Origin of the sequence: Kitasatospora sp. NPDC005748 (genome assembly GCF_040630735.1) — a bacterium.
Classification (GTDB): Bacteria; Actinomycetota; Actinomycetes; order Streptomycetales; family Streptomycetaceae; genus Kitasatospora.
Map to the genome: position 1 here is coordinate 1 of NZ_JBEXYD010000058.1, position 16,751 is coordinate 16,751.

16 protein-coding genes and 1 pseudogene are annotated in these 16,751 nt (G+C 73.6%); 10 read left to right on the forward strand and 7 right to left on the reverse strand.

What is annotated here, in order from left to right; genetic code table 11:
* From ABZ495_RS29770 to ABZ495_RS29785, 4 genes are all read left to right on the forward strand, one after another.
* Positions 1-209 (forward strand): pyridoxamine 5'-phosphate oxidase family protein (locus ABZ495_RS29770; protein WP_359838975.1); only part of this gene is annotated, 209 nt, incomplete at its 5' end.
* Positions 210-288: 79 nt separating this feature from the next.
* On the forward strand, positions 289-978 hold the full coding sequence (locus tag ABZ495_RS29775; protein WP_359838977.1) for an SUMF1/EgtB/PvdO family nonheme iron enzyme: 690 nt from the start codon (positions 289-291) through the stop codon (positions 976-978).
* Between the two features lie 139 nt (positions 979-1,117).
* Positions 1,118-2,527: a solute carrier family 23 protein gene (locus tag ABZ495_RS29780; RefSeq protein WP_359808795.1), complete on the forward strand. Its 1,410-nt coding sequence runs from the start codon at positions 1,118-1,120 to the stop codon at positions 2,525-2,527.
* Between the two features lie 208 nt (positions 2,528-2,735).
* A complete protein-coding gene (locus tag ABZ495_RS29785) occupies positions 2,736-3,467 on the forward strand; it encodes a heparin lyase I family protein (RefSeq protein ID WP_359838979.1) in 732 nt (243 codons plus the stop codon).
* 55 nt (positions 3,468-3,522) lie between these two features.
* Here ABZ495_RS29785 and ABZ495_RS29790 read toward each other — a convergent pair whose 3' ends face one another.
* The 3 genes from ABZ495_RS29790 to ABZ495_RS29800 all read right to left on the reverse strand — a co-directional run bounded on the left by ABZ495_RS29790 (position 3,523) and on the right by ABZ495_RS29800 (position 6,749).
* A complete protein-coding gene (locus ABZ495_RS29790; RefSeq protein WP_359808799.1) occupies positions 3,523-4,905 on the reverse strand; it encodes an MFS transporter in 1,383 nt (460 codons plus the stop codon).
* Positions 4,902-5,705, reverse strand: coding sequence for a glycerophosphodiester phosphodiesterase (locus ABZ495_RS29795; protein WP_359838981.1), 804 nt, complete (start codon positions 5,703-5,705; stop codon positions 4,902-4,904). Before ABZ495_RS29795 ends, ABZ495_RS29790 begins: the two co-directional genes overlap by 4 nt.
* A gap of 132 nt (positions 5,706-5,837) precedes the next feature.
* On the reverse strand, positions 5,838-6,749 hold the full coding sequence (locus tag ABZ495_RS29800; protein WP_359838983.1) for a squalene/phytoene synthase family protein: 912 nt from the start codon (positions 6,747-6,749) through the stop codon (positions 5,838-5,840).
* A gap of 359 nt (positions 6,750-7,108) precedes the next feature.
* On the opposite strand from ABZ495_RS29800, the gene ABZ495_RS29805 reads away from it, so the two are divergent.
* From ABZ495_RS29805 to ABZ495_RS29815, 3 genes and pseudogenes are all read left to right on the forward strand, one after another.
* Positions 7,109-7,645 carry a GNAT family N-acetyltransferase gene (locus tag ABZ495_RS29805; protein WP_359838985.1) on the forward strand — a complete coding sequence of 179 codons (537 nt, stop codon included), beginning with the start codon at positions 7,109-7,111 and terminating at the stop codon, positions 7,643-7,645.
* A gap of 69 nt (positions 7,646-7,714) precedes the next feature.
* A complete protein-coding gene (locus ABZ495_RS29810) occupies positions 7,715-8,281 on the forward strand; it encodes a GNAT family protein (protein ID WP_359808803.1) in 567 nt (188 codons plus the stop codon).
* Between the two features lie 256 nt (positions 8,282-8,537).
* Positions 8,538-8,666 (forward strand): annotated as a pseudogene (locus ABZ495_RS29815) (histidine phosphatase family protein); the annotation flags it as partial.
* Between the two features lie 37 nt (positions 8,667-8,703).
* Here ABZ495_RS29815 and ABZ495_RS29820 read toward each other — a convergent pair.
* Together ABZ495_RS29820 and ABZ495_RS29825 are read right to left on the reverse strand one after the other, a co-directional pair.
* Positions 8,704-9,432, reverse strand: a complete 729-nt coding sequence (locus ABZ495_RS29820; RefSeq protein ID WP_359838987.1) for a hypothetical protein — start codon at positions 9,430-9,432, stop codon at positions 8,704-8,706.
* 347 nt (positions 9,433-9,779) lie between these two features.
* Positions 9,780-10,253: an Lrp/AsnC family transcriptional regulator gene (locus ABZ495_RS29825; protein ID WP_329485529.1), complete on the reverse strand. Its 474-nt coding sequence runs from the start codon at positions 10,251-10,253 to the stop codon at positions 9,780-9,782.
* A gap of 94 nt (positions 10,254-10,347) precedes the next feature.
* On the opposite strand from ABZ495_RS29825, the gene ABZ495_RS29830 reads away from it, so the two are divergent.
* The 3 genes from ABZ495_RS29830 (at position 10,348) to ABZ495_RS29840 (ending at position 13,359) form a co-directional block, all read left to right on the forward strand.
* Entirely contained in the window at positions 10,348-11,211 is an 864-nt protein-coding gene (locus ABZ495_RS29830; protein ID WP_359838989.1) for an LLM class flavin-dependent oxidoreductase, read from the forward strand.
* Positions 11,208-11,636 (forward strand): nucleoside deaminase, encoded by a 429-nt coding sequence (locus ABZ495_RS29835; RefSeq protein WP_329485527.1) that lies wholly within the window; start codon positions 11,208-11,210, stop codon positions 11,634-11,636. The genes ABZ495_RS29830 and ABZ495_RS29835 overlap by 4 nt, the downstream gene beginning before the upstream one ends.
* 247 nt (positions 11,637-11,883) lie before the next feature.
* On the forward strand, positions 11,884-13,359 hold the full coding sequence (locus ABZ495_RS29840; RefSeq protein WP_359838991.1) for a hypothetical protein: 1,476 nt from the start codon (positions 11,884-11,886) through the stop codon (positions 13,357-13,359).
* Positions 13,360-13,452: 93 nt separating this feature from the next.
* Here ABZ495_RS29840 and ABZ495_RS29845 read toward each other — a convergent pair whose 3' ends face one another.
* Positions 13,453-14,298 carry a DeoR/GlpR family DNA-binding transcription regulator gene (locus tag ABZ495_RS29845; protein ID WP_359838993.1) on the reverse strand — a complete coding sequence of 282 codons (846 nt, stop codon included), beginning with the start codon at positions 14,296-14,298 and terminating at the stop codon, positions 13,453-13,455.
* Between the two features lie 126 nt (positions 14,299-14,424).
* Entirely contained in the window at positions 14,425-16,650 is a 2,226-nt protein-coding gene (locus tag ABZ495_RS29850) for an RICIN domain-containing protein (protein WP_359838994.1), read from the reverse strand.
* Positions 16,651-16,751 lie beyond the last annotated feature (101 nt).

Here is a 16,751-nt window from a genome sequence, read left to right on the forward strand (position 1 = left end):
TCTCGTTCCAGGTGGACCACATCGACGAGAGCCTCAGCCGGGGCTGGAGCGTGCTGATCCTCGGCCGGGCCCAGTACGTCGAGGACCCCGACGAGATCGCCCGGCTCAAGGAGCTGCCGGGGAGCACCCCCTGGGCCGGCGGCGGCCGCGACCTGTGGGTGCGCGTCCGCCCGGACGAGACCAACGGCCGCCGGATCACCTCCGGATAGGGCCGCCACGCCGCTGCCACCGACCGGGAGGCGATCCGGTCGTGCCCGGTCCGGGCGGCTGCGGTAGCGTCCTCGGCCCATGGGAACCCGTACAGAGCCCGAGATGATCGCCGTCCCCCCGGGCCGGGCCGTCCTGTCGGACCGGCGGACACGGCGTAGCTGGGAGGTCGGGCTCGCGCCCTACCTGCTCACGCCCCACCCGGTCACCCAGGCGCTCTACACCGAGGTCACCGGGCTGCGTCCGAGCGCCGCCCAGGGGGCCGGGTTACCCGTCGAGAGCGTCTCCTGGGGGGACGCCGTCCGGTTCTGCAACGCGCTGTCGCGGCGCGACGGGTACGCCCCGGTCTACCGGTTGCGGGCCGACGGCTTCCGGGCCGACGGCGAGGACGTCGAGTGGGACGCCGCCGCAAACGGGTACCGGCTGCCGACCGAGGCCGAGTGGGAATACGCCTGCCGCGCCGGCACCACCGGGCCGCGGTACGGCCCGCTCGACGAAGTCGCCTGGTACCGGGGGAACTCGGACGAGCGGATCCGGGAGGTGGGCGGCAGGCGGCCCAATCCGTGGGGCTTCCACGACATGCTCGGCAACGTCTGGGAGTGGTGCTGGGACGTCTACGACGCCGAGGTCTACGGCACCTACCGGGTGCTGCGCGGCGGCGGCTGGTTCGACGAGCACTGGAGCTGCCGGGCCTCCGTGCGACGCCGCAGCCACCCGACCTTCCGGGTCGACGACATAGGGTTCCGGATCGCGCGCTCGGTGCTGCGCTGACCGCCCGGTGACGCCGCCGGGGGCCGGCCGCGGGGCCGGGGACGCAGGTCGGGGGAGGGGCGGTGACGGCCGGGGCGGGCGGTGGCCGGGACAATGGGGGCGACAATCCCCCGGAAGTACAGAGAAAGCGAACCCCCACATGGATCTCGGCGTGCGCTGGAAGCTGCACGGTGACGGGCGTACGCCCGCACCGGGAGCGGTCGTCGCTCCGGACGAACGGCTCTCCTGGCCCCGGACGGCGGGGCTCGGCGCCCAGCACGTGGTGGCCATGTTCGGCGCGAGCTTCGTGGCCCCCGTGCTGATGGGGCTCGACCCCAATCTGGCGATCATGATGTCCGGCGTCTCGACCGTCATCTTCCTGCTGGCGACCCGCGGTCGGGTGCCCAGCTACCTCGGCTGCTCGCTGTCCTTCGTCGGCGTGGCCGCGGTGATCAGGGCGCAGGGCGGTACCAGCGCGACGGTCACCGGCGCGGTGTTCGTGGTGGGCGGGGCGCTGTTCCTGGTGGGCCTCGCCGTCCAGCGGTTCGGGGCGCGGATCATCCACGCCGCGATGCCGCCGATCGTCACCGGCGCCGTCGTCATGCTGATCGGCTTCAACCTCGCGCCCGTCACCGCCTCGACGTACTGGCCCCAGGACCAGTGGACGGCGCTGCTGGTGATGCTGTTCACCGGGCTGGCCGTGGTCTGCCTGCGCGGGTTCTGGTCGCGCGTGGCGATCTTCCTCGGGCTGGTCTTCGGGTACGGGATCTCCTGGCTGTTCGACCGGGTCTTCGGGCGGATCCACTCGGCGGACGCGAGCGGGCACCTGACGGACCACTGGCGCCTGGACCTCTCTGGCGTCGGCCGGGCGGACTGGGTCGGCCTGCCCGACTTCCACGGCCCGACCTTCCAGTGGTCGGCGATCCTGGTGGCGCTGCCCGTGGTGATCGCGCTGGTCGCGGAGAACGCGGGGCACGTCAAGGCGGTGGGCGAGATGACCGGCCGGAACCTGGACGACAAGCTGGGTACCGCGATCTCCGCGGACGGCGTCGGCTCGATGCTCTCCACCGTGCTCGGCGGCCCGCCGAACACCACGTACTCGGAGAACATCGGCGTCATGGCCGCCACCCGCGTCTACTCCACCGCCGCCTACTGGGCCGCGGCCGGCTTCGCGCTGCTGTTCGGCATCTGCCCGAAGTTCGGCGCCGTGGTGGCCGCGATCCCCGGTGGGGTGCTCGGCGGCATCACCGTCATCCTGTACGGCATGATCGGGCTGCTCGGCGCGCAGATCTGGACCAACGCGGGGGTGGACCTGCGCAATCCGCTGAACCTGGTGCCGGCCGCCGCGGGCATCATCATCGGCATCGGCAACGTCACCATGAAGTTCACCGACACCTTCAGCCTGAGCGGCATCGCGCTGGGCACCCTGGTCGTCATCACCGGCTACCACGTGCTGCGGGCGCTGGCCCCCGCACACCTGAAGACCCAGGAGCCGCTGCTGGACGAGGGCACCTCGTCCTACGACGCGGGCGCCGGGGATGGGGGCGGGGCTCTGCCGCACACCCGGTAGCGGGCCGGCCACTGCGGCGCGCCCGCGCGGACGGGCGCGCCGCAGTGGCCCCGGCAGGCGGCGGACCTGCCCGAAAGGGCCACGACCGGCCGGACCGCTTGGACAACGCTCCGTCAGGTGGTCAGATGGTCGGATCGCTCCATGCGTCCGGGCCGCCCCCACGGCCGGACGGCCTCCGTTCTCCGCCACTCATCCACCCGGGAGAGGCATGTCCCTTCTGTCCCAGCACCGCAAGACCGCCGTCGGCGCCGCGGCCCTCACCGTGCTCGCGCTCTCCTGCGGCTCGGCCGCCGCCAGCAGCCCGGCCGCCGCGGCGGGCAAGGTCCTCTGGACCCCGAGCACCGCCAAGGGCCCGTCCTCGTTCACCGGAGTCCAGTGCGCGGCGGGCAACTTCGGCGTCGTCAAGGACGCGGCGAAGGGCAGTGTGTGGCGGGCCTTCCAGGCCGCGGGCGAGGAGCGCTGCGAGACGCTCGGCCCCGACCTGAAGGAAAGGGACACCTTCTACCTCGGCTGGTCGTCCAAGGTGGACATCAAGGACGCGAACAGCCGGTACGTCTTCCAGCTGAAGTGCTCGCCGAGCACCGGCACCGCGAACCACCCGATCGAGATCGACGCGACGACCGGACGGATCCGCCTCCAGGAGTGGGACACCGAGCACGTCGCGCACCAGCTGTGGACCGCGCCGACCACCAACGACCAGTGGCACTCCTACGCGCTGAAGATCCGTCTCGGCCGCACCGACGGCACCATCGACTTCTGGTTCGACGGCGTGAAGCAGACGTTCACCACCGGCTCGGGCACCTTCAAGGGCACCACCTGGGACGGCACCCGCAACTACCTGAAGTGGGGCTCCTACCACCCGTCCTCGGGGGACGCCACGAACACCTTCACCAGCCCGGTCATGGCGACCACGCTGGAGGCGGCCACCGCGGGTTCGTGAGGACCCGGTGGTCCGGGCCCGGGCGGCAGCAGGCCTGCCGCCCGGGCCCGGACCGTCACAGCCGCTCGGGGACGGGGTTGCCGACCGCCTCGATGGCGCGGCGGAGCGGGACCTTCGTCAGCAGGGCGAAGCCGATCACGAAGAACACCAGCAGCGAGATGATCGCCGAGCGGTAGCTGCCGGTGATCTGGTAGGCGAGGCCGAAGACCAGCGGGCCCATCCAGCTGGTGCCGCGGTCGCTGACCTTGTAGAGGCTGAAGTACTCCGCCTCCCGGCCCGCCGGTATGAGGTGGGAGAACAGCGAGCGGGAGAGTGCCTGGCTGCCGCCGAGCACCAGGCCGATCATGCACGCCAGGACGAAGAACCAGGCGGGCTGGTGGGCGGGCATGACGTATCCGAGGGCGAGGGTGACCACCCAGCCGACCAGCGAGCCGAGGACGGTCCGCTTGGCACCGTACCGGCGGGCGATCCGGCCGAGCAGCAGCGCGCCGCCGATCGCGACGATCTGGACCAGGAGCACGGCGGCGACCAATGAGGTCTGGTCCATGCCGAGCTCCTCGCTGCCGTAGAGCGAGGCCTGGGAGACGACGGTCTGGATGCCGTCGTTGTAGCAGAGGAAGGCGCCCAGGTAGAGCAGGGTGAGCGGGTGCTCGCGCATGCCGCGCAGCGTGCGGGCGAGTTCGCGCAGGCTCCCGGCGGTGGGCCGGTCGTCGGGTGCGGCCGCGGCGCGCTCGGGCGCCGCGCCGGCCCGGGACGGCAGCCGCAGCATCGGGACGATGGTGAACAGCGCCCACCACAGGCCGGCCGAGGCCAGGCAGATCCGCACGGCGGTGCCGGAGGACAGGCCGAGCGCGTCGTGGCCCTCGAACAGCGCGAGGTTGGCGACCAGCAGCAGGCCGCCGCCGGCGTACCCGTACGCCCAGCCCTTGGAGGAGACGGTGTCGCGTTCGTCGGGGGTGGCCAGGGCCGGCAGGTAGGCGTAGGAGAGCGCGACCGACACCGCGTACGCGATGTTGGCGACCACCAGCAGCGCGCCGCCGAGCAGGTAGCGGTCGCCGTCGAGGAAGAACATCCCCATCGTGGCGACCGCGCCGACGTAGGCGGCGCCGCACATCAGCTCCTTGTGCCGCCCGGTGCGGTCCGCGACCGTCCCGGTCAGCAGCATCGCCGCCACCGAGATCAGCACGGAGAAGGAGACCGTGTAGGGGAAGAACGATCCGGCGCGGATCGAGAGGCCGAGCGGGTGCACGTCGCCGGCCGCGTCGGCGGCGTTCTTGGCCACCGAGGTCAGGTACGGCCCGAGGAACACCGTCAGGACGGTGGCCGAGAAGGCGGCGTTCGCCCAGTCGTTGATGTACCAGCCGAACTGCATCCGGCGCAGGGCCCGGTCGTCGGTGGTGACCGCCTGGCGGTCCGGAAGGTGGGCCGTGGTGCTCATGAGGCTCCTGTCACCGTGCTGGAGCCGGTGCTGCCGTCGGTCCAGCAGCCGCGCTCGCCGAGGACGTCCCGCAGGACGTCGATGCGATCGGCCATGATGCCATCCACCCCGAGGTCGAGGAGAGCCCCGATCCGTGTGGGGTCGTCCACCGTCCAGACGTGCACCGGCAGGCCGAGCCGGTGGGCGGCGCGGACGAAGGCGCGGTCGACGACCAGCACGCCCCGGTGCCGCTCCGGCACCTGCGCGCACACCCCGGCGAACGGCGCCCCGGGGCCCCGCAGCAGCGGCCCGGCCAGCGAGCGCAGCCGCAGCCGGGCCACCTCGCGGGGGCCGAGCGAGGTGGCCAGCCGGGGACCGGCGGCGGCGCGGACGGCCGAGAGGCGGCTGTCGGAGAAGCCGCCGACGCAGACCCGGTCCCAGGAGTTCGTCCGGCGGACCGCCCCGACCAGCGGTCCGACGGCCGCCATCGCCTTGACGTCGACGTTGAAGCGGGCCTCCGGGAACGCGCCGAGCAGGTCCTCCAGCAGCGGTACCGGTTCGGTGCCGCCGATCCGGGCCTGCCTGACGGTCTCCCAGGGCAGGTCGGCCACCGCGCCGGTGCGGTCGGTGACGCGGTCCAGGCGGGAGTCGTGGAAGGCCACCAGGACGCCGTCGGCGGTGGCGTGCACATCCGTTTCGAGGTAGCGGTACCCGAGGGCCACGGCGGCCTCGAAGGCCGCGAGCGAGTTCTCCGGACGGCCGAGGTCACCGCCCCGGTGTGCGAAGGCCAGCGGCCCCGGCTGGTCGAGGAAGGGGTGCATGTCGTGCTCCGAGCTCGCTGGGAGGGGCCCGTCGGTCCGGCGCCGCCGGCGCTCGGGCCCGTGCGCGTTACAGTATTACGCACCCTGTCAAGCAGTAATGCCCGCTGGCGTGGTGGGCGGGCCGGGTACCGCTCAGCCGCGCACCCGGCGGGCCCGGAGGTACTCGCGGCCGAGCAGGCGGAGGGCGGCGGGCCTGGGCGGTGCGGCCGAACGGCGCAGCAGGGCCGGGACGTCGGCGCGGGCGGCGGCGCTGGTCAGTTCGTCCAGGCCGATCATGCAGCGGACCATCGGCCGGTGGGCGGGCGGGACGAGGGCGATCAGGGCGGGGCCCTCGGCGAGGGTGCGGTCGACCAGATCGAGCTGTTCGGTGACCAGCGCCCGGACGGCCGGGAGGTTCTCGCCCCGCTCCAGATCGGCGCGGGTCACCCCGTGCCGGGCCAGGGTCAGCTCGGGGATCGTCAGACGGCCGTCGGCGAGGTCCTCGGCGAGGTCGCTGACGAAGTCCAGCCGCTGGCCGGCGTCGATGAAGGTGCGGCAGGCGCTGCGGTAGGCGGTCTGGTCACCGTCCGGGCCGAGCAGGGTGGCGACGACCATGAACGCGGGCAACGAGTAGGCGTCCAGGTAGCGCTGGTAGTCGGCCTCGGTGGCGAAGCCGGTGAAGTCGAGGTCGGCGACGGCTCCGGCGAGGTGCTCCAGCGCGCGGTCGCGCAGGGCGGGGTGCGCGGCGACGGTGTTCAGCAGCGGCCGCAGCTCGGGGTCGTCGGTCCGGCCGGCGGCGAGGCTGTCGGCGACCTCCCGTTCCCAGCGCGCGTACGCCGCCTTCCGGCCGTCCAGCGGGCCGCTGTCGAGCAGGGTGTCGGTGCGGTGCATGTAGGCGGTGGCCGCGATGACGTGCGGCACGAGCCGGGCGGGCAGCAGGAGCCGGGCGGCCAGGACGGCCTCCGGCTTGTACCGCGTCACCTGCCGGCGCTGCCGGCCGTAGTCCTCGCGCAGCCCGGGGTCGGTCACCCCGGCCGCGTCCAGTGCCCTGTCCCAGCCGCCCACGTGTCGCCCTCTTCCTTGATCGCCGACCCGCCGAGCCTAGAGGGTTCCGGCACCCGGGGCCCGCGGCAGGGAGCGGCTCGCTACGGCGCGGAAGCCGGGGTGCGCCGAAGCCGCCGGCTTCGAGGCCGGACGGGGACGCAAGATCCTGGTGAGCCCATCACGCCGAATGCCGGCCCCGTTCTGACCGCCTGGAAGCCCCGGAGGCCCCGGAGGGCCCGTCAGACCGCGTGGTCCACGGCGGTGGGGCCGCCCCGGGGGAAGGCAGGGTCAGCACGGCCTACGCCCGACCCGCCGACCGGTTCACCTGCCCGGGAAAGTGGTTTGTCGGGTGCGGCGTCCGGTGGGTAGCGTCGCCGTCCATGAGGCAGACCCCGATCCTGCGCACCGAGCGGCTGCTCCTCGACCGCTACGTCCCCGAGGACGAGGAGGCCTTCGTGGCCCTGTTCCAGGACGTGCGGGTGTCGCGGTGGATGGGCGACGGCCCCGCCTCCGAGGAGGAGGAGGACCGGGCCCTGTTCGGGCGGATCTTCACCAAGGTCTACGCGCAGGACCTCTTCGACGTCTGGGCCGTCCGCCGGGACGGCGCGTTGATCGGGCACGCCGAGATCAAGCCGACCGACGCGGTCGGGGGCCACGAGATCGTCTACGCGCTGGCTCCGGCGGCGTGGGGGTCCGGCCTGGGCACGGAGTTGGCCCGGGCCCTCGTGGGCCACGGCTTCGGCACCCTCGGGCTGCCCGAGGTGCACGCCACGGTGGCCGCGCCGAACAGCGCCTCGCTGACCCTGCTGACCAGGATCGGCTTCGCACACGTCCGGGACATCCAGGAGGACGACGGCAGCACCACCCGCGTGCTGACCGCCCGCCCGGCTGTCGGACCGGAGTCCGGCCGCCGGTGAGGCCGGACGGGCCGCTGTCCCGTCGAAAACGCCTGGGAGCCCGGCGCCTCCCGCGCGTAGGGTGCCCCGGTGGAGATCACCTACCGACGTTCCCTGCCCGACCGGCCCGCCGAGACGGACGCGCTGGTCGCCTTCCTCGGCGGCCACGAGTGGCCGTTCCACAGCACCGCCCGGGTCCACGCCGACCAGGCTCGCCGGTGGGTGGCGGACGGCCTGTTCGACGGTCCGCGGACCCGGACGTTCTGGATCACCGCCGACGGCCGGGACGTCGGCCTGATCCGCCTGGAGGACCTGGGCGACGAGACCCCGGTGTTCGACCTGAGGCTCGCCGCACCGCACCGCGGCCAGGGTCTCGGCAGCCGGGCACTGGACTGGCTGACGCGCTATCTGTTCGACGAGTTCCCGCAGGTGAACCGTGTCGAGGGAACCACCCGCCGGGACAACCTGGCCATGCGTCGCACGTTCCTGCGCTGCGGCTACGTCAAGGAGGCGCACTACCGGGAGGCCTGGCCCGCGGGCGACGGCCCGGCTCACGACAGCGTCGGGTACGCCGTCCTGCGCCGTGACTGGCTCGCGGGCACCGCCACACCGGTGCGGTGGGACGACGAACCGGACCTCACCCGCCCGCGGTCATGACCGGCCCCCCGGCTGAAGCCGTCGGAGCGTCAACTCAGTGGTGCGGTGGGCGCTTTGCCATCGAATGCGAACGCGAGGGCGGCTCGGTGGAGCACGGACGACGGGGGCGGGTCCGACTCGCCGGGGCCCGCACGTACTCCAGGCTCCGGATTCACAGTGGCGCGACCGTGCCGGCTTCTCACCGGTCTTCCACACACCGTCGTCTTCAGTTGTCGCAGGGACGGCACCGTGTCGCGGGAGCGCCGCCAAGGGCGTTGCGGGGGTGCACGCGCTCGGCCTGCCCCCGGCGGTCTTCTGGCGGCTCGACGTCCGTCCGCTGTCGGTCACCGAACTGTCCGGGCGCGCGGGGCGGTGGAACCTGCGCTGCGGCCGGGACCGCGGGTAGGGCCGGGCGCCGACGGCGGGCCGGCCCGGGGCGCCGCTCACATGTGGGCGCTGATCCGGCCGCCGGTGCTGAGCACGATGTACACGCCGTTGGCGACGGCGCCGTCGTCCTGCTGGTTGGCCTCCAGGGTGCCGACCTCCTCGTTCCCCATGCCGAGGATCTGCGCGCGGTAGTGCAGCTCGCCGACCTTGGTGACCTTCGCCGTCCAGCCGCCCGCGAGCTTGAAGGTGCCCGGCCCCTGCTGCGCGCCGCCCATCCAGGAGTGGACCTGGCCGTCCATCGAGAGCACGACGAACATGTCGTTGGCGTCCAGCCCGGTGTCGCTGTTGTTCGTCTCCAGCGTGGCCAGGACCGAGCCGCGGCTGACGATCTTGGCGCGGTAGTTCTGGTTGCCGAGGTCCTGGATCTCGGCGGTGCTGCCGTCCACCAGGGTCTGGGTGTGGCCGGGCGACGTCGCCTTGGGCGGTACGGCCGGCGGGGTGGTCGGGCGCGCGGTGGGCGTGGCGGTCGGCTTCGCGGTGCCGGGCGCGGTGCTCGGTGCGGTGCTCGGCGCGGCGGTGCCGGTCGAGCCGGGGGTACCGGTCGGTGCGGGCGTCCCGGTCGCGCCGGGCGCCCCCGTCGCGGCGGTGGTCGGCGCGGCGGTGCCGGCGGCGGTGCCGGGGGAGGAGGAGCAGGCCGTCGCGGCGGATACCAGCAGGGCGGTGGTCAGGACCGTGCCGGCCAGCGAGCGGACGGCGGACGCGCGGCGGGTCGTCTTGAGGGACATGCGGGTTCTCCCGTGCAAGTAAGGGTGAGGACGGGCACGTTGTCCGCCCCCTCCCTGGTGGGGACCGGGCTGCGGCGGTGCTGTGCATGATCGAAGGTAGTACGAACAGTCGACGGAATGGATCATTCCGTGTCACCGGACTGCTACGGGCGCCGCCCGCCCGGTGGGGCTCGGCGAGGTCGCCCTCACCGCCTACGGCAGCTACGCCTCCTCGCCCGCCGTCCGGCAGAACGACAGCCCCCGCTACGACAGCGGGCGCTACGAGCCCTGACCCGTGCCACCCGAGCCCCGCGGGCGCGGTGGACGGTGCCCGGCGCCGCCCACCGCGTCCCCTCGGCCGTGACCACTCAGAGCGGCCCGCCGTCCGCGCGCGGTACGCGCGGGCCGCGAAACGGCAGCGTCCGGCTCAGGACGAGGTTGGTGGTCGTGCTTCCCAGCTGGGCCAGCGCGTCCACGACCTCTTCCAGATGGCCCATCGACGTGGTCGCCACCTTCAGGACGTAGCAGTCGTCCCCGGTGGTGCGCAGGCACTCCAGGATCTCCGGACGCTCGCCGACCAGCCGGCGCAGCGGCTCGTGCCGCGTCCCCGGCCCCGGGTACTTCAGCCGGACGACCGCCAGCACCGGATGCCCCGTCCGCTCCAGGTCCACCTCGGCGCGGTAGCCGGTGATCACCCCGGCCGTCTCCAGTCGCCGGACCCGTTCCGTCGTCGCCGACGCGCTCAGGTTCACCCGGCGGGCCAGCTCCGTGAAGGGCAGCCGGCCGTCCTGCTGGAGCTCGGTCAGGATGGCCCAGTCCGTCGCGTCGAGAGTCTCGGTCATCCGCTCAGATTACCGGTGAATCCACGGCCGGAGCTCCCCTGAACAGGCAGGAATCCCTTCTGACGGCCGGTCCGGCCTGGCTAGCCTGTGCGGTGTGAAGATCGGAATCAACGTCCCCAACTTCGGCCCGGGCACCGACCCGGGAGTCCTGCGCGACTGGGCCCGGACGGTGGAAGACCTGGGCTTCGACCTGCTGATGGTCTCGGACCACGTGGCCATCACGCCCGATGTCGCCGAGCGCTACCCCGCCCCCTTCTACGAGCCGTTCACCACGCTGTCCTGGCTGGCCGGTGTCACCGGCCGGGTCCGGCTCGGCACGACCGTCCTCATCGCCCCGTACCGGCACCCGCTGCTCGTCGCCCGGATGGCGGCCAACCTGAACGAGCTGAGCGGCGGCCGGCTGGTCCTCGGCGTGGGGGTGGGCTGGGCCCGGCAGGAGTTCGCCGCCCTCGGGGTCCCGTTCGAGCGGCGGGGGCGGCTGACCGACGCCCACCTGGCGGACCTCAGGGCGGCCTGGGCGGACACCGCCTCCTACGGGACCGCGCGCATCCCGCTCTGGGTCGGCGGCAACAGCGAGGCGGGCCTGCGCCGCGCGGTGCGGTTCGCGGACGCCTGGCACCCGCTGCGCTGCACCCTGCCGATGCTGCGCGGATCCGTGGCCCGGCTGGGGGAGCTCGCCGCCGAAGAGCGGCGCCCCGTCCCCGCCTTCGCCCCCCGGATCGCGCTCCGGCTCACCGCGGAGCCGGTCACCGCACCGGAGCGGCTCGCCGGCGAGGGCACGATCGAGCAGGTCATGGCCGACCTCGACCGGCTCCGGCTGCTGGGCGCCGACACCGTCGTCCTCGACCCCTACCACGGCGACCCGCGCGAGACCCGCCGTCCGCAGGCGGCCTGGCAGGCACTCGCCACCGTGGCCGCGCACATCCAGCCCCCTCTCACCCCTACGGAGCAGTCATGACCGTCCCCGACGACCACACCCTCCTCCGGCGGGCGATCGCGCTCGCGGCCGAGGCCCGCGCGAGCGGCAACCCGCCGTTCGGATCGCTGCTGGCCGGCCCGGACGGCGCGGTGCTCGCGGAGGAGCGGAACACGACCCGCACCGAGCGGGACATCACCGCGCACCCCGAACTGAAGCTGGCGCGCTGGGCCGCACGGGAGTTGGACGCGGCCACGGCGGCGGCGACCACGATGTACACCAGCTGCCAGCCGTGTTCCATGTGCGAGGCGGCCGTCCAGCAGGCGGGGCTGCGGCGGGTCGTGTTCGCCCTGTCGAACGATCAGCTCCTGGGCATCCGGCCGGGCAGCGGCCGGCCGCCCGTCCCGCAGGAGGGCCCGGCCCTGTACGACGAGGTGCGGGCGGTGGTCGCGGGCTACTACCACTGACCGTCAGGACCGCGGCCCGGCGGCCCTGGTGGGCCCGGGCCGGTGTCCCAAGGCGGTGCGGGCCCGGGTGGTGCACTGGTCCCGGGACACAGGCAGGACCACGGCCTCATGCCCTCGCCCCGGCGGATTCCTACCGTGGGAGCACGCGGTGGGGCGCTCGGCCCGGGAGACCGGAGAGCGCCCCGCGCGGAGCGGGCCGGGAGCCTTCCGGTCCGTCGCTTCTCCAGCGGACTACGGGAGGTCCCAGATGAGTTGGAACCAATTCACGCTCTCCTCGGCCGGCAGCGCGTCGGTGTCGAGCAGGGTCGCCGCGGTCTCCCGGATCCCCGGGAGCATGGAGCTCTGGTGGGTCGCCCAGGACGGCTCGGTCCAGGGCGCGTACTGGTACGACGGGTCGCCGTGGCGGCGCTACGAGCTGGCGCCGGCCGGCAGCGCCTCCGTCAACGGCGGCATCGCGGCCGTCTCCCGGATCCCCGGGAGCATGGAGGTCTTCTTCGTCGGCGCCAACGGGTCGGTGCAGGACCGGTACTGGTACGAGGGCGCGGCCTGGCAGGGCTTCGAGCTGTCGGGCCCCGGCAGCGCCGCCCCCACCGGCGGGATCGCGGCGGTGTCGCGGATCCCGGGCAGCATGGAGGTCTTCTTCGTCGGCGCCAACGGCTCCGTCCAGGACCGGTACTGGTACGAGGGCGCGGCCTGGCAGGGCTTCGAGCTGTCGGGCCCCGGCAGCGCCGCCCCCACCGGCGGGATCGCGGCGGTGTCGCGGATCCCGGGCAGCATGGAGGTCTTCTTCGTCGGCGCCAACGGGTCGGTGCAGGACCGGTACTGGTACGAGGGCGCCGCTTGGCAGGGCTTCGAGCTGTCGGGCCCCGGCAGCGCCGCCCCCACCGGCGGCGTCGCGGCGGTGTCGCGGATCCCCGGGAGCATGGAGGTCTTCTTCGTCGGCGCCAACGGGTCGGTGCAGGACCGGTACTGGTACGAGGGCGCCGCCTGGCAGGGCTTCGAGCTCTCGGGCCCCGGCAGCGCCTCCACCCACACCGGCATCGCGGCGGTCTCGCGGATCCCCGGGAGCATGGAGGTGTGGTTCGTCGGCGCCAACAACTCGGTGCAGGACCGGTACTGGTACGAGGGAGCCACCTGGCAGGGCTTCGAGCCGGCCCCGGCCGGCAGCGCCTCGATCACCAGCGGGGTCGCGGCCGTCTCGCGGATCCCCGGGAGCATGGAGCTGTGGTTCGTCGGCGGCGACGCCTCCGTCCGGGACCACTTCTGGTACGACACGTCGAGCAAGAACTTCGACCAGGACGTCACGACCGACATCGCCGTCGGAGGCTCGGCGCACGTCGTGATGCGGCAGGACGGGTTCTACTCGTTCACCACGCACGCCCACGACAGCGGCTTCGACAACATCGACTACACCATCTCGGCCGCCGTCATGACGCCGGACGGCACGGTGTTCACCTTCCAGCACTCCGGCCACACCGAGGGGACCGTCGCCGGACTGCCCTTCGGCACCCCGGACCGCAACGACGACTTCACCTTCGTCGGCAACAACCCGCAGATCACCGCCAAGTGGGACGGCATCCTCAGCGGCACCTTCAAGGCCACCCTGGACGGCACCGACACCCTCGCGGCCGGCGTCACGGGAGCCCTGGGCGACCTGGTGAAGGCGATCGTCTCCGCGGCGGGCAAGGCCGCGGCCGAGGCGGTGATCAAGCTCGTCGCCTGAGTGTCCCGACCGCCCCGACCGGGCGGCGCCGGCCCGGCTCCCGAGGGGGGAGCCGGGCCCGTGCCCCGCGTTCCGCGCCCCGGTGCCTTCCGCTCAGCGCCGGACGGCGGACGCCCCTCCGGCGGCGTCGACCACGAGCAGCGTGCCCACCCGTCTGGCGGCGGCCGCCCGCTGGGCGGCGGGCAGGTCGGTGCCGGTGACCAGGACGTCGACCTGGTCCAGGGTGCCGAAGACGGCCAGCCCGCCGCCGCTCCACCTGGAGCGGTCGGCGACGAGCACCACCCGGCGGGCGGCGTGCAGGAAGGCCCGCTGGGTGGCCGCCTCGGTGAGGTCGGCGAGGGTCAGGTCGCCCCGGCGGGTGATCCCGCGGCAGTCGAGGAGGAGCAGGTCCAGCCGGGTCGAGCGGACGGCCTGGTCGGCGATCGGGCCCACCAGGGCGCCGGAGGCCGTCCGGAGGCCGCCGGTGAGCGTGACGGCGGCGGTCGGGGCCACCCCGGGCGGACCGGCGGGGTGGGTGAAGACCCGGGCGATCCGGAGGGAGTTGGTGACGACCGCCAGGTGGTCCACGGCGGTCAGGTGCCGGGCGACGGCGTAGGTCGCCGGGCCGGCGCCGAGGCCGACGACGTCGCCCGGCCGGACCAGCGCGGCGGCGGCCCGGGCGATCACGTCGAGGTTCGGCAGCGGCCCGGTGTCCGGCGGAACCCGGCGTCCGCCCCCGCCCCGGGCGGCCTCGGAGCGGACGGCTCCACCGCGGGTCCGGTGCAGCAGGCCCTGCTCGGCGAGCGCGCACAGGTCACGCCGGACGGTGGCGGCGGAGACGCCGAACTCGTGGGCGAGCTGGTCGGTGACGGCGGTGCCGTGCTCCCGCACACTGGTGTGGATCAGCCGGCGGCGCTGTTCCGCCAGGAGGGTCGCCGGCGGCCGGGTGTCCTGAATCATGTCGTGGGCCTCCTGGTGCACGCGTGGCGGTGGGCACCGCCGTCGTCCTCGCCGGTATGCGGACGCCGGTCCGGCTCCGGCCCCGCAGGCTGCCGCCCGCGCGGCCGGAGCCCCGGCGGACCAGCCCTAGTTGACGGACCAGATCTGCCGGGCCGACCCGGTGTCCGGCTGCTGGGTCACCAGGGCGCCGTTGGCGGTGCCGGCGGTGGTGAGGAGCAGGCCGCTCGCCTTCGAGGCGACGGTGTAGCCGCCGCTCACCGGGGTGAGGATCCAGCGCTGGTTGGTCGCGCCCGTGCAGGCCCACTGGATGATCGGGTTGCCGGCCGCGGTGGAGCCGCCGCTGTCGTCCAGGCAGAGCGCGGACTCGCGGTTGGTGAGCCGGTAGCTGCCGTCGGACTGCCGGGCGAAGGTCCAGCTCTGGTTGGTGCCGCCGTTGGCGGTCCAGGTGACGAGCTGGGTGCCCTGGGTCTTGGAGTGGTCGGGGACGTCGAGCGCCTTGCCTCCGGTGGTGAGCGTGTGGATCCCGTCGAGTGAGCCGCCGGTGTCACCGCTGGCGGTCAGGGTCAGCACCTGGTCGGCCGCGGTGGCGCCGCCGCCGACGGGGTTGCCGGTGGTGTCGGTCCAGCTGCGGGTGGGCGTGGTGCCGGTCAGCGCGCCTGCGGCGGACGTCATGCCGAGCACCAGTCCGCTGTAGCGGTTGACCAGCCGGAAGGCGCCGGTCGACGCGCCCGCCGCGGTCTTGCCGGGGATGACGAACCACTGCTGGCCGACGGCGGGCCCGCCCGGTCCGGCCGCGGTGACGGTCGGCGCCGTCCCCCAGGCGCGGCCGGCCTTGCCGGTGGAACCGACGCCCAGCAGGCCGCCGGTGGCGGAGTTGACGACCCGGTAGGCGCCGTCCCCGGTGGGGGCGAAGCTCCACGACTCCAGGCCCGATCCGCCGGCGGCGGCCGTCGAGGTGGTCGCCTGGCTGCCGGAGACCTGGGCGAGCACCCGGCCGGTTCCGTTGGCGATCCGGTAGGTCTTGGCCGGGTCGACGGGCGCGGGCGCGGGGGACGAGGAGGTGATGCCGAGGTTGACGTACTCGCCGGAGGCGCCCGCCGAGCAGCCGAACGCGCAGTAGGCACGGAAGTTCTTGCCGACGATCGTCGAGTTCGTCCGGTTCGCGCTGTCGACGAACCAGCGGTACCACGAGGCGGTGTGGTAACTGCCGGTGTCGCCGATCGGGAACCACTTCTGGGTCGCGAGGTCGTCGGTCGCGTAGAGGTACTGCGGTGAGGTGCCGTCCTGGTTGACCGCCTGGGGCTCACCGATGTACAGGCCGAGGTAGGCGTTGTAGGTGATGTCCATGACGAAGAGCGGCGAGGTCGGCGGCATCTTCCCGGCGGCGATCTGCTGGGCCGCGGTGCCGGTGTTCGCCGGGTCGTACTCCTTGGCGACGGGGGTGTACCCCGTGCTGCTGGCCGCGTCGACCGGGACCATGTTGCTCTCCCGGCCGCCGACGCCGGGCTGCGACCACGCGCCGTCGTACCACTTCTGCCAGGAGCCGGGCGCCATCTTGGCGGACATCGGCGCCCGGGCGACGTGTTCGTAGAACGCCTTCCAGCTGCCGCCCTTGTCGACGATCCGCGAGCCGTAGTAGACGTAGAAGTAGCCGGAGGCGGTGTCCACGAAGAGCCGCGGGTCACCGTCGCCGTAGTCGTAGGTCTGGTTCGGGAAGGCGGCGGTGTCACCGCGTACGGTGCTGTACGGCGAGGTGATGACGTGGTTCCTGATGGTCCACGTCCGGCCCTGGTCGGTCGAGACCGTGTAGTCGATCGCGTCGAAGTGCAGGCCGTCCCCGAAGGGCTGCGGGGTGAACTCGTTGTGCACCAGGCCGTACCAGTCGCCGGTGTCCGGGTCGACCCAGACCCCGGTGAGGTCGCAGTAGTTCTTCTGGGCGTAGCCGGAGCCGCTCGGCGCGAAGCTCGACTCCCGGCCGGTGGGGCTGTTGTTGCAGCGCCAGGTCGTGTTGTTGTTCGCGTCCTGCGGGTTGGCGGGGTTCACCGCGTCGCTGATCGCGGCGGACCTGGTGGCGGAGTCGAAGTCCGCGCCGGTGAAGAACTCCCACTCACGCGGGTCGGTGGCCCCGTACAGCGCCGCGGACTGCTGGAAGTAGAAGGTGCCGTCCTTGTCGGTGTACGGGGCCGCCGTGGTGTCGGTCGGGGTGGGGTAGCGGCCGGTGGAGCCGACGCTGACGGTGTAGCCGGTGACGGCGGGGGCCGCCGACGCGGGTGGGGCCGCGAGGGCGCCGCCGGCCAGGGTGAGGGTGGCGGCCGTGAGGGTGGCCACGAGGGTTCTGGGAAGGGATGGCACGAGCACTCCTTCGGGGGTGGGGGCGTACTGCGGTGCGCGGACCCGGGGTCGGTCCGCGACCGCGGCGGCCACGGAGGGAGGGCCGCCGCGGCTCCGCCCCG

Excerpts from the sequence above, each read along its gene's own strand:
- ABZ495_RS29845 (WP_359838993.1), bottom strand. The coding sequence starts at position 14,298 with ATGATTCAGGACACCCGGCCGCCGGCGACCCTCCTGGCGGAACAGCGC.
- ABZ495_RS29805 (WP_359838985.1), top strand. The coding sequence starts at position 7,109 with ATGAGGCAGACCCCGATCCTGCGCACCGAGCGGCTGCTCCTCGACCGC.
- ABZ495_RS29790 (WP_359808799.1), bottom strand. The coding sequence starts at position 4,905 with ATGAGCACCACGGCCCACCTTCCGGACCGCCAGGCGGTCACCACCGAC.
- ABZ495_RS29820 (WP_359838987.1), bottom strand. The coding sequence starts at position 9,432 with ATGTCCCTCAAGACGACCCGCCGCGCGTCCGCCGTCCGCTCGCTGGCC.
- ABZ495_RS29835 (WP_329485527.1), top strand. The coding sequence starts at position 11,208 with ATGACCGTCCCCGACGACCACACCCTCCTCCGGCGGGCGATCGCGCTC.
- ABZ495_RS29780 (WP_359808795.1), top strand. The coding sequence starts at position 1,118 with ATGGATCTCGGCGTGCGCTGGAAGCTGCACGGTGACGGGCGTACGCCC.
- ABZ495_RS29775 (WP_359838977.1), top strand. The coding sequence starts at position 289 with ATGGGAACCCGTACAGAGCCCGAGATGATCGCCGTCCCCCCGGGCCGG.
- ABZ495_RS29825 (WP_329485529.1), bottom strand. The coding sequence starts at position 10,253 with ATGACCGAGACTCTCGACGCGACGGACTGGGCCATCCTGACCGAGCTC.
- ABZ495_RS29840 (WP_359838991.1), top strand. The coding sequence starts at position 11,884 with ATGAGTTGGAACCAATTCACGCTCTCCTCGGCCGGCAGCGCGTCGGTG.
- ABZ495_RS29795 (WP_359838981.1), bottom strand. The coding sequence starts at position 5,705 with ATGCACCCCTTCCTCGACCAGCCGGGGCCGCTGGCCTTCGCACACCGG.
- ABZ495_RS29785 (WP_359838979.1), top strand. The coding sequence starts at position 2,736 with ATGTCCCTTCTGTCCCAGCACCGCAAGACCGCCGTCGGCGCCGCGGCC.